Below are 14,379 nucleotides of genomic sequence, written 5' to 3'. Positions count from 1 at the left end.
TCATCTCCCTTAACCTTTCATTTCTTCAAATGTGTTTGCGTTCTTGTGTGTACCAAATGTCTGGAAGACGTGTTTTTGGTAGAGTGGATACACGGTTTGACGAGCAAGTTCATTGATAATGACACTATTCCGATAAGCCCCAAGTCCTAAATCTGGTGCCCCGATCCCATGTGTATGAAGCTCTGCATTTTGCACAAAAATATCATTTTCACCCATTGTGTTTGTTTTCAAGCGATATTCACGTTCGACTTGGAATCTTCCTTGATCATCCCATTGAATATGATGGGCAATTGGAGCAATAAACGGCGGCAATACCGATTGATAGCCCGTCGCTAAGACAACAATATCCGTCTCATGTGTAAAGGATTCCTCTTTTACCCATTGAGAGCAGGAAAGTGACAAGCCACCCGCTGTTTCCTCAATCAAGTGAACCTCTGTCATCGCTTGCAGCACTGTGTTCAATTGTTCTCCGCAAGCAGAACGTTCATAAAGCAAGTGATAAATATCACGGATCATTGCAGAACTGATCCCTTTATACAGTAAGTCTTGCTGCTTTAATAATGCATCTTTTTTTGATTGCGGAAGCTCATAAAAGAAATCAATATAATCTGGAGAGAAATATTCAAGACCAAGGTTCGAATATTCCATTGGGAAAAATCCTTTAGAACGAGTAAACCAGTGAATATCCTTCCCCTCATCATCTGATAAAATGTCATAAAACACTTCTGCCGCACTTTGACCAGAGCCGACGACCGTTACAGATTTTCCTTTGAAACAACCTTCTTTTTTTCGTTTTAAATACTCCGATGAATGAAACACCTTGTCTCCTAAAGCTGGCTGGAGCGATGTTGGTATGGCTGGCTGTGTACCAATTCCTAAGACGAGATGCTTACTTTCAAATACCTCTACTGTTTGATCTTTCACATGACGGACATGGACTTCATATCGCTTTTCCCCTGATTTCCCGATCAATGAGACAGATTCGACCTTCATACCAAACCTGCAAGAGTCTAATTGGTCAGCGACCCAGCGGCAATAATGACTGTATTCCTTACGCGGGATATGAAAGTCCTCTAAGAAGTAAAATGAATACAAACGGTTTTGCTCCTGTAAATAGTTGAGAAAGCTGTATTTGCTTTTCACATCTGCCATGCTGACAAGGTCCGCTAAAAATGGGACTTGCAGTGTGGTCCCTTCAATCAGCATACCGGGATGCCAGTGAAATGCTTCACTTCTTTCAAAAAACAAGGCGTCAATTTCATTTACTTCTTCAGATAAAGCGGCAAGCCCGAGGTTAAACGGGCCAATACCAATCCCAATTACATCCACTTCATTATTTTGCTTGTTGAACCGCATCATGGTTATACTTCCTTTCAAATCGATCTCGATCACAAAACATCAAAAGACCTGTTTTATCCGGCAAATTCACTGGCTTTATCCGCTCGAAGCCGCATTTTTCAAAAACATGGATCATTTTTTCATTGCGAATATCGGGTTCAGCAACGATTTTTTCTGTTCGTTTGTTCTGTTCAAATTGAAATGCTGTCATTGCCTGTAGCAAAGGAGCGGCATACCCTTTTCCAATATAATCCGGCTCCCCTATTAAAAGGTGAATTCCTTGATCATGCAAAGAAGGCTGATAATACGATTCAATCACATCGCCTTTCACATTGTACGCCTCAAAATAACTCATTGGAGTCCCGTCAATCGTTCCTAAATAAAGGGTTTGATGCGGATCATGAATCGCCTGGTAAAAATGCTTTTCAAAAGCAGGAAACGGAATATTCAAATGCCAAAACGGATGAACGTACTCTTCTTGCATCCACTTGTGGACAAGCCGGACGTCCCTTTCATATTCAGCGCGAATGAACCTAATACGATGTTTCATCCAATTAGAGCCTCCTTATGAAAGAAAAGTGGATTCAACACAGATGTGTATCGAGACTGTGTTTCCAGCGAACCCGTCAGCTCATCCATATCTTCAAATCTTGTTAGCAAATTCGCTTTTGAAGGTAGTTCCTTTGAGCGGAGCAGGCTGTTTGTTAGGTCAGAAGCACCATATTTTTCTTCATGAGCAAGCAGTGTGTCTTTAACAAGTGCCAGCAAGTCTTCTTCCTTTGCCAGCCCTTCTGTTCCAAAACCATTAATCAGACCAAATAAATGATTAAAGAAGAAATAGTAACGGAGTCTCTCGACTGCTACATCATCTGCACAAATGGTTTCACTTCTGACGCTCAAGTTTTGGACAAGATTTGCGAGTAGATTCTTTTTAGATTCACTATAATAGTAGCCTTGGTTGTCACGATAATAGAATGTGTCTGGGTAACCAGCCTTCAGCTGCACCACAGCATTTTGCTGATGGGCTTCCAGCGCAAGACCATACGTTTCAAACAACCAAAGCATCGGCTCTAACGAAATAGTTAAATAGTGTCTAAACCAATCTTGGCTGACTGCCTCTGTTGATCTACCTTCTGCATCTGCTAGTTCATGAATGATCCCTGCTAAGCGTGATTTTCCTCCATACGCATGATCCTGACATAACCCAGCGATTAAGCTGGCCTCTTTTTCATGATGCAAAAATGGATTTTGACGAATGACCACCTCAAAGCCAGATTCCGTCTCATCTCCTTGAATAGATAGATACGCAGGATCTTCAATCACCCGAAATCCAGAGAATCTGTCATATAAAGAAACGCCCAATTCTGTTTTTAATATGCGAGACATCTCCACCCCACGATCAAGTTCCTTTTGTTTGTTGACGCGCAAGGAGTTCGTAATTTTCACAGGGACAGAGAATTTGAGCATGTAAGCAGAATCCTTTTGATAGACGGTTCTAAAGGAAGAGGTCGCTGTGTATTCAGATCCTAGAGGTCCTAGATACGTCAATCTCCCGTCCTCCACATAACGCTTTACAAACACCTTCTCCATAACCACTTTGACTTGGAGTGGATGGATCGGAATAAGCACATATTCTCCGCTTTCTGTTAGTGTATGCAGCCTCTCTTTTTCATCCGGCATCTGGCGTAAGAGCTCCTCTAGCATGAGGTTTGCCGCAGACTGTGAAATAGAAGAATCCTGAAGCACAATAGAATGATGTGCTTTAAAGTAATGAAGCTGGAAAGATCCTTTAAGCTCAGGAGAATAAATCTCTTCCTCCGCTTCTGTCATTCCTTGTCTACTTTTTGGTGTAGGGTGCGTTAAATGTCCAAGGAGTAGTGACTGCTCCGCCTCGATATACTCAAAATCAGCTTGAGAAAGAGCAGCTTGATCACGTTCTCTCGCCTTTAAGAATCGTTCAATATTCCGGCAGCTTAAAATGATGCGAAGCATGAACTCATCCTCTGTATCTGTGCGGCCATATTCAATGAGAAGTTCCTTTGAACATAAAGCAACAAGTGTTGTGTAATCGACTATCGTTCCCTTTTGTTCACTGCCTTGCGGGCGAAATCGAATCGGAAAATCAAATAGATGACGTCCTACAGATGAAAAATATCGAATCGGAATCACGAGTTCAAGATCTTGCTTTGCTAATTTTGCCACGAATACAAGTGAGCCGTCTAATTTGGTCTCTTTTTTTGCAGATCGATCGATTCCTGTTTCACGTAAAAAACAGTTTAAAAAGCTTTGCATGGTTGCATTTTCAGCCATTTGTTTATATTGACTCAACGTAGTACCCTCCCGGATTGAATATGAGCGATCCCGATATCGACGATGTCAGAAAGGATTTCTTCTATATGTGTGATGGTCGTTCTCGGATTTAACAAAGTGAATTTTAAGCATGTATGACCATTTACCACTGTTTTTGCGACGACAGCAGTACCTGTTTGGAATAATGTCCGATGAATGATCTTATTGATGTCATCCGCTCGCTTTTCATCCATAAATCGAAACACAACTGCATTAATTTCTGGCTCAGGATTGATCACTTCAAGATAATCATTCTGCTCAATGAGAGCAACCACATCCTGCGCAAAATGGATCGTATGGTCAATGATGTCACCAAACCCTTCTTCCCCAATCAGACGAAGAGAGAGAAGTAATTTCAGTGCGTCAAAACGGCGCGTCGTTTGTACAGATTTATTGACGAGATGAAGAATTCCTTCCAGCTCATCTTCCTTTGGATTGAGATAATCTGCATGATAATCAATCAATCCAAAATGTCTTTTATCCTTTAGCAAAAATGCCCCGCAGGAGATCGGTTGATAAAATTGTTTATGAAAGTCGATCGTCATTGAATCAGCAAGTTCAATGCCGTCTAGTTTACCTCGGTAGGTTTGGCTTAACACAAGGGCGCCGCCATATGCAGCATCTGCATGAATCCACAAACCGTATGGCTTGGCGATGTCATACACATCTCGAACAGGATCAATACTGCCAAAATCAGTTGTTCCGCAAGTCGCCACTACTGCAAATGGCAGCAGGTCATGTTCCTTTAGTTGATTGAGCTTCTGCTTTAAATCGTTCAGGTCCATTCGATGATGCTTATCCGTCTCAACAAGCACGACTGCCTGTTCCCCTAGACCTAGCTGGGATGCTGATTTCTTCACAGTGAAATGAGCATTCTTAGAGCAGAGAATCCGCATACGGTGAGCTTCGCTTGGTAAACCTTTCTGCTGAACATTCCATTGCCATGTGTTTTCGCAAAATGCATCTCTCGCAAGAAGCAGCCCCATATAGTTAGATTGGGTTCCCCCACTCGTAAACGTCCCATCTGCTACATCTCCATAAGAAAACTTCTTACATAGCCACTGAAGGATGTCCTCCTCAACCAAAGAGGCAATGCCACTTTGGTCAAAGGAATCCATTGATTGGTTAAAGGAACTCACCAACACCTCTGCAGCAAGTGCAGGGATAAGAGGTGGGCAATGAAGATGCGCCAAGCATTTAGGATGTGATACATCAATTAAATGTGGCAAAAGGTGTTCTTTTATATCTTGAAAGACAGATTCAATGGGTTCTCCAGACGGTTGAAATTGAAGTAATGATTCGACACTAGCCGCTAATTTCCCAGGCAATATTCCGCTGTACGGTCCTTTGTCTTTTTGCCACTCAGCAAGTAAGATGTCGATTGATGTATGGAGAGCTGCTTGGAAGGATTCCCTCCCAATCTGGCTTTGATTAATAAATAATGAATCAACAGAAGACTTAGTTGACTGCATCGTAAACTGCCTCTTTAAAAATCGCGATGACTTTTTCAAGCTGTTCTTCTTTCATGATCAATGGCGGTAAGAATCGAATCACACTGCCGAAACGGCCTCCTGTCTCAACAATTAAGCCTTTATCGAAGCAATTCTTTTGAATAAGGCTGGCTAGCTCTGGATACGCTGGATAACTTCCGTCCACATCCTGTTTCTCATTTGGATTGACTACTTCAACGCCGATCATTAAACCTCTTCCTCGCACATCACCGAGAGCAGGTACTTGTTTTTGGATGTCTTTTAGGCTATCCTGCATACGCTCACCCAACTCTTCCACATGATCAAGAAGATTTGTTTCTTTTATAAATTTAAGCGTAGCGGTTCCAGCAGCCATCGCCATTTGATTTCCTCTAAATGTGCCAATATGTGCACCTGGATTCCATTGATCCAAGTCTTTGTCATAAATGACAACTGAAAGCGGCAGACTCCCTCCAATTGCTTTTGACAATACAATGACGTCTGGCACAATGCCTGCATGTTCAAAGGCAAACATCTTACCTGTTCGGCCAATGCCTGATTGAACCTCGTCGATAATGAGCGGAATTCCTTTTTCTTGTGTGATTCGTCTCATTTCTTTCATCCATTCAATGGATGCTGGTATGGAGCCGCCCTCGCCTTGCACGGCTTCAAAAATCATTCCTGCTGGTGGAAGAATACCACTTTCAGGGTCATTTAATACACGCTCAATATAGGAGCTGGAAATGCGGTGCGAATCTTTACCGCCAATCCCAAATGGACAGCGGTATTCATATGGATAAGGTAGGAAGTGAACATCTGGCATTAATCCTTGCACTCTTTCCTTTGGAGACAAATTCCCGCTTAATGACATCGTGCCGTGTGTCGCACCATGATAAGCCCCATGAAAAGAGAGAATCGAACGATTTCCTGTCGCTGTTTTGACTAATTTAATCGCTGCTTCTATTGCATCACCGCCAGTTGGTCCACAAAATTGAATTTTCGCTCTTTTTGCAAACTCCTCCGGCAGGCTAGAAAAAATCTCATTCACAAATTCTTCTTTAATTTCTGAGGTTATGTCCAACGTATGCAATGGCCTTTTTTCACGAAGCATACGTTCAATAGCGTCTATCACAACCGGATGATTGTGACCAAGTGCAAGTGTTCCTGCACCTGCTAGACAGTCATAAAACTCTCTGCCATCCGCATCTGTCACGATCATACCTTCGGCTTTGTGCATGGCTAATGGGAATCGTCTAGGGTAAGACCTTGCATTAGATTCTCTTTGAATTTGCTGCTCTAAAAACTGCTGGTTTTTAGAAATGGTTTTGATGGACATAATAAAACACTCCCTCAATTGATAAAGATTATCATTTTCATTTACTATACTAGAGGATGTGAGATATAAAAGTCAATTATATTCAAAAAGATAATCCGAAAAGCATATGAATGCAATATTCTCTTTTTTACGATTATTTTCGCTTATCTTTCACAAACATCTACTGTCATAAGGAAATGAATCGATTGATGCCAATACTTTTGAAAAAATTACAAATCAATCTTCCCGGTTCTTTTGTTCTACTGGTCACTGAGTACTTGTTTTAGACAGAGAATCTGGATGAAATGAATGAGAAAAACAAAGAAATATAGTAATTTTTATGGACAGTCATTTGTCTTTGTGACATATAGTGCTATTTTAAAAAGCGACGGATTCACAAGAGATACGATGTATGTCACCATCGGAATGAACTTGTTAAACGGTGCCGGTCATTTTTGGTCCGTTTGGCTTCCCAGTATTAAGTGCGATGGTTGTTGCCCTTTTAACATCATTTACTCGGTTCATAGGATTCATGACCATGATCTTTATGTTTCGCCACCAAATGGGGTTTCGCTTTTCAGTGAAATGAATGTTTCATATTCAGCGGACACATTTGAAACAACTGATAAAAATCGGAATTTTCTTCTGCTGGAGAGCAACTTTCTTATAACGGCTCCCAAATGATCATACGCTGTATATTATTCGATTCTGCCTCCACAGATGTATGAAAAGCTTATATTGGGCCATTGCTTTATCTTTGACGCATTTACTTGCTTTTTTCACTACCAACAGCGATATCTTTCAATTGCCGTCACACTGCTCCTATTGACGATTATATTAGAACCTGGACGTTCTTTTAATATGGTCATCATCAACTCCTTAGGGGCAGGTGATGACGAAGTTTCCAGTGTAATGGCGATGGTTTCAATTTGGGGAATCGGCCTTCTGATTGCTTATATTTTAGGTTTTCAGCTTGAGCTAGAACTGATTGGGGTTTGAATTTCTTTTATCGTGGATGGATGAATGGGGAAGAGGCATCTTCATGTATTGGTGATGGCGTCTAAAGGTATGGACGGAGCATCGCTTCCACATAAAAAGGACTGCGGGTGCAGTCCTTTTAAATTTTTGACATTGGGTTAAAATGATCTTTATTTTAGCCCTTTGTTTCATTACATCATATTTTCTAAAATAAGTGCTTTTTCCTGTTTTGAAATAAATGCTCGCTGCGTAAAGACGCGATACTCATTTTCTCTTGTTTTATCTAAAATGGCCTTATAAAAATGAGCAGCTGCTTTTACTGGCACACGTGAATAAAGAGGGAATTCATGAAGATGGTCAAAAAATTCCTCATAGTACGCCTCTGCCTCAAAGGCAATATATTCCCATACGTGCTGGAATGCTTGATTGACGACCCCTTCTTGCAATTCTTTCTCTGTATACCCAAATTGATTCATCACTTGTTTTGGCAAATAAATGCGATCTCTTTTAGCCTTATCCTCGCCAATATCACGAAGGATATTGGTCAGTTGCATGCCAATACCTAGCGAAATCGCTGCTTCTTTTAGCTGTTCCTTTTTACGCGGCGCAATGAACGGAAGCAGCATTAATCCAACTGTACTTGCGACATGATAGGAATAGATGAGTAGTTCATCTAACGTTTCATACCTTTGTTGCTCTAAATCCATTTCCTGTCCTCGCAGCAGGTCGCGGAACGGAGCTTCATCCATAGGGAACTCTTGAAATGTATGCTCTAGCGCCACCCACATTGGATCATTACGGTCTACCTCACCATGTAAGAAACGATCAAACGCCTGCTGAAAGGAAGCTAGCTCCTCCTTTGGTGAAGGAGACTCATCTACAATGTCATCCGCTCTTCGGCAAAAGGAATAAACGGCCCAGACAGCCTGTCTTTTCTTTTTAGGCAGCATGGAAAAGGCACGGTAAAACGTTTTAGAATGTGTTTGTATGGTCTCCTCACATACTTTCAATGCTGTTTGTACATCAACCACTTAGCTTCACTTCCCTTCTGTCGTTCAAATCCTTTAGTAGCACAGAAGCCATGAGCTTCGCACTTTGCATCACGATGGGTACCCCTCCGCCAGGGTGGATGGAGGCACCTACCGCATAAAGATTGTCTGTCTCTGCCACCTTCACTTGCGGGCGAAAGACACCTGATTGGAACAAATTAGGCGCAAGCCCAAAGCTCCCCCCCTCAAACAATCCCTCTCGCATTGAATCCTCAGGTGTTCTTACTTTTTTCCACACAATCGACTCTCTCAATTTCGGAAAGCCTCTTTTCTCAAGACGATCTATCATTTGATCAACAAAGTCTGTCTCCTCTGCCCAGTTGATATGATCTCCTGATGGAACAGGAATCAGCATATAAAGGACACTACAACCTTCTGGAGCAAGAGATGGATCAATGATTGATGGATGAAATGTATAAAAAGATGGATCTTGAGGGACCGTTTTCGTTTGAAAAACCGCTTTCATATGCTGATCAAAGTGTTCTCCCATAAAAAATTGATGAACAGGTGCTTGATGGTACACCTTGTTTAATCCTAGATATACTATCACGCAGCCACAGGATGGAACGTATTTACGCCGGTCTTGTTCATGTAAACCAAGCTGTTTTAGCGCCGCTGGATAATCTCCATTTATGACAAACGCATCGGCTGCTATATGTTCATCATTTACTTTTGCCCTAACAGCCCGTTTCCCCTCAAACTCCAATTGCACTACTTCTTCATTTCGTCTTACATGCACCCCCATCTCTAGTAGTCGTTTCTCCAATATATCAACTAAACTGGCATATCCGCCTTTTAAATAGTAAATTCCGTGTGCAAGCTCACTATATGAAACAAGCGAATAAATCGCAGATGCTTCATACGGGTTTCCACCGACATAGAGGGTTTGAAGTGCGTATGCATCTCGCAAGCGTTCATCTGAGAAGTATTTTTTTAGAGCACTTTGAACCGTTCGGTATGCTTTTAATTTCATCAAAATCTTCATGTTTGCTTTTGTAAAAAATGTACGTTTTTCATGAAACGATTTTTCTAAAAAAGCTTGCTGCCCTTCTTGAAACTGATCCGTCATTTCTTCCATAAATTTCAGAAACCCTTGATCTTCCTTTGGAAACACACGTCTGATTTCTTCAAGCTGACGAAGCCCCTCAAAGTATTTCGTATAGGAGGTTCCATCCTGATATTGAATCGTGTACAGCGGATCAAGCTGCAACAGATCAAGAGATGTTTCGTCAATTCCTACCTCATGTAAAATCCCTTTTAACATATCAGGAAGCAGGACAATAGTCGGACCTTCATCTACTTTAAATCCTTTCTCACGTACAAAAGCAAGTCTCCCTCCAAGCCGTTCATTTTTTTCGACAAGGGTAACATCATGTCGAGCTTGTTTTAAATAAAGCGCTGAGATCATTCCGCCAATACCGCCACCTGCGATCAATATATGTTTTATCATGAGGCGCTCCCCTTTTCGTGATGTGGTATCATTTTGCGCATATGTTTCTCTTTTGAAAGAATAGCATTTGTCGTGATTCGTGCTGATTCTAAAATAGTTGGCAGCCCGCTTCCTGGGTGTGTTCCCCCTCCAACAAGCCAGCAGTTCTTCAATTCATCAAATTCATTATGCGGCCTTAGCACCATCATCTGCGAAAGCTGGTGACCGAGGTTAAATGTTGACCCTTCATACACGTAAAGATCTTCCTCCCAATGTTTCGGAGTGATCATCCTCTCGACTTCTATATGCTGTCTAATATTTTTAAAGCCACTTTTTCGCTCCAGCGTATCTAGCACAAGTTCTCTGAATTCATCTTGATGCGCTTCCCAGTCAATACCACTTTGATTATTGGCAACTGGTGCTAAAACGTAAAGAGCTGACTTTCCTTTTGGCGCAAGCGAGTCATCTGTCACACTTGCATTTTGAATATATATAGACGGGTCATCTGGCAGCTCATACGTTTTGGTAATTCCTTTGACGAATTTTACGTAATCATCCGAAAAAACGATCGTATGATGCGGCTCGTCATACATTGTATCTAATCCTAAATACAGCATAAAGGTGGAGCAAGAGAATTTTTTCTTTTTCAATTTCTTCTCGCTATATTTCTTTAAAAGACCTGGCTCTACAAGCTTCGTCATCACATGAGCAAAGTCTCCATTTACGACAACCTCATCTGCCTGTATTTCTCCCCCAGATTCTAAGCGAATGCCCTTCACTTTTTTGCCTTCAGTCAGCAACTTTTCGACTCCAGATGACAGATGAATGCTTGCTGCAGATTCAACAGCCGCCTTTGCCATCGCTTCTGACAGCTGATTCACACCGCCCTTGGGGTGAAAAACGCCTGTATCATGCTCCATAAACGAAAGGATTGAGAACGCACCTGGGCATTCCCAAGGTGACATTCCTAAATACTTTGATTGAAACGTAAATGCATATTTCACCGATTCATGCGAGAAATAGTCTGATAGCACATCATATAAGCTCTTATTTAATGAAAGCTGTGGAAGTGCTCTGATGACCTTCGGACGCAAGTAATGATGAAAACGGTCCATTTTACTTTGTAAAATTGGTTTAAATCGGTCCATTTTTCGCTTTGTCTCGTTCATAAATCGTAAATAACCATCTCCCTGACCAGGTGCAAAGGCTTCTAACCGTTTGTACATTTCGTCTCGATCTCGAATTATATCAAGCTTCTCGTCTTGAAAGATCAATCTATACATTTCTTTTAATTCAATAACATCAATATAGTCATAAAGATTTTTGCCAGCAAAGGTGAACAGCTCCTCTGCAATATGAATCATGCTGAGAAAGGTAGGACCTGTATCAAACGTGAAATCACCAAGTTGAAACTTAGAGTTACGTCCGCCAACAAAGGGCTGTTTTTCATATACAAGAACGTCATGTCCTTTGCTTTGTAGCATCATAGCTGCCGCAAGGCCTCCTGGTCCTGCTCCGATCACAATGATTTTCATTATCCTTTTTCCTCCAAATTAATTCACTTTAAGTTCATTATAAAAATGAGGAATGTTAGATCAACTTTTGATGTAATCTAAAACTCATGTTATGAGCCGACTCCCTTTCAACAAGTGCAAGAAAGCCGACTCTTTGTTATGCGTCTATATCAATTCGATATGTTTCAAACCAATGATGAATCTGCGCCAGATGGGCGATCAGTTGCGGACCCTTCATTAATTGGCCATACCAAGGAACTTGAAAGGAAGCTCCTTCCGTTTCAATCAGCCGTTTCAATTGTTGTGGATCTAAAAACTCGTGAAGCACAGAATCCTTTTGTGCAAGGCAATCTGTTAACATCTCTTTTACTGCCTGGGTATAGTCTGGATGATGTGTTTTTGGGTAAGGACTTTTCTTGCGATATAGCACTTCATTCGGTAAAATTTCCTCTAATGCTTTTCTTAAAACCCCTTTTTCTCGATTTCCATGCATTTTCATTTCCCAAGGAATATTCCATACATATTCGACAAGGCGATGATCTGCAAATGGGACACGCACCTCAAGGCTTGCACCCATACTCATTCGATCTTTTCGATCAAGCAGCGTCGTCATAAACCAAATCATATTTAAGTAAAAAAGTTCTCTTCGGGCTTTATCTATGCCAGTTTCTCCATCTAAAAGAGGTGTTTCTGCCACGGTTTCTTCGTATTTGCTTTGTGTATATTCCTTCAATGATAGTTTCTTTTGCCACGATTTTTGAAGAAGCTGCGTACGGGCTTCAGTCGATCTCATCCACGGAAATCCATTCGTTTCATTTGCCATGTGAAACCACGGATAGCCTCCAAAAATTTCATCAGCACATTCACCTGACAAGCCGACAACGAAATCTTTTTTGATTTCTCGGCTGAACCAAAGTAAGGAAGAATCAATATCTGCCATACCCGGTAAATCTCGAACTTCAACAGCTTCCTTCAAATAAGAAGCAAGCTCTTTTTGACCGATGACACAGCTGTGATGCCTCGTTTGAAATGCTTTGGTCATGTGATCAATCCATGGGCCGTCAGCATTCGGCTGGAATTGACTGGCCTCAAAAAATTGATCATTTTCTTCGTAGTCAATGGAATACGTATGAAGTGGTGCTTTCCCTATTTTTTCAAAGTGCTTTGCGACGATAGCGGTAATGGCACTAGAATCGACTCCACCAGATAGAAATGTACAAACAGGCACATCAGAGACGAGCTGCCTTGTGACGGCATCTGTAAAGAGATACTTGACATGCTGAGCGGTGTCATCCAGTGAATCTGTATGCTGCTTGCTTTTGACATTCCAATACCTCCACACGCGCAGGCCATCTTTTGAAAAGGTCAAAGCATGGGCAGGTCTCAGCTCTTTCACACCTTTAAATACCCCTTGCCCAGGTGTTCTAGACGGCCCTAAACCAAAAATCTCCGATAGCCCCTCACGATCTACTTTAGCTTTCATATCAGAATGAGCAAGGAGTGCTTTGATCTCAGAACCAAACAAAAAGGAATGATGACGTTCTGTATAAAAAAATGGCTTGACGCCGAGCCGGTCTCTACCTGCAAACAATAATTCCCTCTCACTATCCCAAACCACAAATGCAAAAATACCATTAAAATGGGTTACACACTCTTCCTTCCATTCTGTGTAGGCGTGAAGTAGAACCTCTGTATCAGAATGTCCAAGAAAGCGATGTCCCCTTTTTAATAATTCCTTTCTTATATCTTCTGTGTTATAGAGCTCTCCATTGTATACAATCGTATACGCATGGTTTTGATGAGTATACGTCATCGGCTGCTTTCCGCCTTCTACGTCTACAACCGCTAACCTTTTATGCCCGAAAAGAACATGCTCACTTTTCCACGTATTTGTATCATCTGGCCCTCTTTTAGATAAAGTCTCTGTCATTTGATTAATTACATGATCCTGTTGGATGAGCTGCTTTTTAAAGTCTGCCCAGCCTGTTATTCCACACATCATCATCAGCTCCCATCCGTTTTTCATCAAGTCTTCTCATTTAGCCTTTCTTAGTTTATGCATCGTCTCCTTGATAGTTGATTTGTCCTTTTTTCCCGGCGTATAGGACAAGCATCATTTGGTAAGAAAAAGAAGCTTTCGCCAATGGAGAAACGAATGATCATCTTCGGCACTGTAGCCAACGATGGTGTAATGGGGTATTTACTCATTGAAAACGGACAGTTGATGGAGATAAAAAGTGGTGAAATGATTCATTATACAACGTCTCTTACCGAAGGGTGGCTTGACTTGCTCTTTTTTGTACCTGAAAATGTCTTATATCAAATCATTGAGAACGTAGCACAGCTTGGCTTTTCCGCCTACGATAGTGTCTTCTCCTCCTTTCATCCTTTTCATTGCGTATCTTTCTTTCAGTTTTAGGCAGATACACAATCGCTTGCACTTCAGTGTCACCATGAGTCCGCCGCCGTTTTGAATGGACTACACCGGTCGATTTCTCAGTTTGATGTCACATTAAAAAGAAGACAAAAGGGCACTGCTTCATAAAAGCAATGCCCTTTTTATATTAAAAGATATGAAAACCGATCGGCAGTCGTAAGCCGAGAAGTATGGTCACAATGACGATCACGATAAAGCCAATAAAAACTCCTGTCACCGATTTTCCTTTTTTCTTTCGTACAAGGATCAATTCCATTAAGCCGATCACAAGGATACCAAGTACCATTTTCCCGATATACTCGCCCTGGAATCCTGGAATTTTCATTCCTGTACGAACATACAGTTCTGCGCCTGTTGCGATAATGAGCAAGTAAAATACTCGCACGATCATATGGACAATTTTAGAACCTTTGTCATTTTTACCCACTAAAGCAAAGGCCACAAAGAATAAAATAATACCTAGCACCCACGCTGTAATATGTAAATGTGTTCCCATCTGTT

Annotated in this window: 12 protein-coding genes; 2 read left to right on the top strand and 10 right to left on the bottom strand. The window is 41.5% G+C overall.

Annotated features, from left to right (window positions below; translation table 11 throughout):
• Nucleotides 1-9: 9 nt before the first annotated feature.
• The 5 genes from LC033_RS07050 to LC033_RS07030 are packed head-to-tail and all read right to left on the bottom strand — an operon-like array spanning nucleotide 10 to nucleotide 6,492.
• A complete protein-coding gene (locus tag LC033_RS07050) occupies nucleotides 10-1,359 on the bottom strand; it encodes a lysine N(6)-hydroxylase/L-ornithine N(5)-oxygenase family protein (protein WP_226567553.1) in 1,350 nt (449 codons plus the stop codon).
• Nucleotides 1,334-1,888, bottom strand: coding sequence for a GNAT family N-acetyltransferase (locus LC033_RS07045; protein ID WP_226567552.1), 555 nt, complete (start codon nucleotides 1,886-1,888; stop codon nucleotides 1,334-1,336). Before LC033_RS07045 ends, LC033_RS07050 begins: the two co-directional genes overlap by 26 nt.
• A complete protein-coding gene (locus LC033_RS07040; protein ID WP_226567550.1) occupies nucleotides 1,885-3,666 on the bottom strand; it encodes an IucA/IucC family protein in 1,782 nt (593 codons plus the stop codon). The genes LC033_RS07045 and LC033_RS07040 overlap by 4 nt, the downstream gene beginning before the upstream one ends.
• Entirely contained in the window at nucleotides 3,663-5,159 is a 1,497-nt protein-coding gene (locus tag LC033_RS07035; protein WP_226567549.1) for a pyridoxal phosphate-dependent decarboxylase family protein, read from the bottom strand. Before LC033_RS07035 ends, LC033_RS07040 begins: the two co-directional genes overlap by 4 nt.
• A complete protein-coding gene (locus tag LC033_RS07030) occupies nucleotides 5,146-6,492 on the bottom strand; it encodes an aspartate aminotransferase family protein (RefSeq protein WP_226567548.1) in 1,347 nt (448 codons plus the stop codon). The genes LC033_RS07035 and LC033_RS07030 overlap by 14 nt, the downstream gene beginning before the upstream one ends.
• Nucleotides 6,493-7,209: 717 nt before the next feature.
• Here LC033_RS07030 and LC033_RS07025 point away from each other — a divergent pair.
• The gene (locus LC033_RS07025) at nucleotides 7,210-7,470 is read left to right on the top strand and encodes a hypothetical protein (RefSeq protein ID WP_226567546.1); all 261 of its coding nucleotides are present in this window, start codon (nucleotides 7,210-7,212) and stop codon (nucleotides 7,468-7,470) included.
• A 170-nt stretch (nucleotides 7,471-7,640) separates the two neighbouring features.
• On the opposite strand, the gene LC033_RS07020 is transcribed toward LC033_RS07025, so the two are convergent.
• From LC033_RS07020 to asnB, 4 genes are all read right to left on the bottom strand, one after another.
• Nucleotides 7,641-8,480 carry a phytoene/squalene synthase family protein gene (locus LC033_RS07020; protein ID WP_226567545.1) on the bottom strand — a complete coding sequence of 280 codons (840 nt, stop codon included), beginning with the start codon at nucleotides 8,478-8,480 and terminating at the stop codon, nucleotides 7,641-7,643.
• Nucleotides 8,473-9,948 carry a phytoene desaturase family protein gene (locus LC033_RS07015; RefSeq protein WP_226567543.1) on the bottom strand — a complete coding sequence of 492 codons (1,476 nt, stop codon included), beginning with the start codon at nucleotides 9,946-9,948 and terminating at the stop codon, nucleotides 8,473-8,475. Before LC033_RS07015 ends, LC033_RS07020 begins: the two co-directional genes overlap by 8 nt.
• The gene (locus tag LC033_RS07010; protein ID WP_226567542.1) at nucleotides 9,945-11,462 is read right to left on the bottom strand and encodes a phytoene desaturase family protein; all 1,518 of its coding nucleotides are present in this window, start codon (nucleotides 11,460-11,462) and stop codon (nucleotides 9,945-9,947) included. Before LC033_RS07010 ends, LC033_RS07015 begins: the two co-directional genes overlap by 4 nt.
• 136 nt (nucleotides 11,463-11,598) lie before the next feature.
• Nucleotides 11,599-13,440 (bottom strand): asparagine synthase (glutamine-hydrolyzing), encoded by a 1,842-nt coding sequence (gene asnB / locus LC033_RS07005; RefSeq protein ID WP_226567610.1) that lies wholly within the window; start codon nucleotides 13,438-13,440, stop codon nucleotides 11,599-11,601.
• A 144-nt stretch (nucleotides 13,441-13,584) separates the two neighbouring features.
• Here asnB and LC033_RS07000 point away from each other — a divergent pair, with 144 nt between their 5' ends.
• The gene (locus LC033_RS07000; protein ID WP_226567541.1) at nucleotides 13,585-13,860 is read left to right on the top strand and encodes a DUF2777 family protein; all 276 of its coding nucleotides are present in this window, start codon (nucleotides 13,585-13,587) and stop codon (nucleotides 13,858-13,860) included.
• A 145-nt stretch (nucleotides 13,861-14,005) separates the two neighbouring features.
• Here the strand turns inward: LC033_RS07000 and LC033_RS06995 are convergent, their stop codons facing one another.
• Nucleotides 14,006-14,374, bottom strand: a complete 369-nt coding sequence (locus LC033_RS06995; protein WP_226567539.1) for a YisL family protein — start codon at nucleotides 14,372-14,374, stop codon at nucleotides 14,006-14,008.
• Nucleotides 14,375-14,379: the final 5 nt, after the last annotated feature.

It is taken from the genome of Bacillus stratosphericus, from assembly GCF_020524495.1.
Classification (GTDB): domain Bacteria; phylum Bacillota; class Bacilli; order Bacillales; family Bacillaceae; genus Bacillus; species Bacillus stratosphericus_B.
This window is presented reverse-complemented; position numbering and strand designations above follow the sequence as displayed.

Coding starts and splice junctions, on each gene's coding strand:
- LC033_RS07050 (WP_226567553.1), bottom strand. CDS start 1,359: ATGATGCGGTTCAACAAGCAAAATAATGAAGTGGATGTAATTGGGATT.
- LC033_RS07045 (WP_226567552.1), bottom strand. CDS start 1,888: ATGAAACATCGTATTAGGTTCATTCGCGCTGAATATGAAAGGGACGTC.
- LC033_RS07035 (WP_226567549.1), bottom strand. CDS start 5,159: ATGCAGTCAACTAAGTCTTCTGTTGATTCATTATTTATTAATCAAAGC.
- LC033_RS07030 (WP_226567548.1), bottom strand. CDS start 6,492: ATGTCCATCAAAACCATTTCTAAAAACCAGCAGTTTTTAGAGCAGCAA.
- LC033_RS07015 (WP_226567543.1), bottom strand. CDS start 9,948: ATGATAAAACATATATTGATCGCAGGTGGCGGTATTGGCGGAATGATC.
- LC033_RS07010 (WP_226567542.1), bottom strand. CDS start 11,462: ATGAAAATCATTGTGATCGGAGCAGGACCAGGAGGCCTTGCGGCAGCT.
- asnB (WP_226567610.1), bottom strand. CDS start 13,440: ATGTGTGGAATAACAGGCTGGGCAGACTTTAAAAAGCAGCTCATCCAA.
- LC033_RS07000 (WP_226567541.1), top strand. CDS start 13,585: ATGGAGAAACGAATGATCATCTTCGGCACTGTAGCCAACGATGGTGTA.
- LC033_RS06995 (WP_226567539.1), bottom strand. CDS start 14,374: ATGGGAACACATTTACATATTACAGCGTGGGTGCTAGGTATTATTTTA.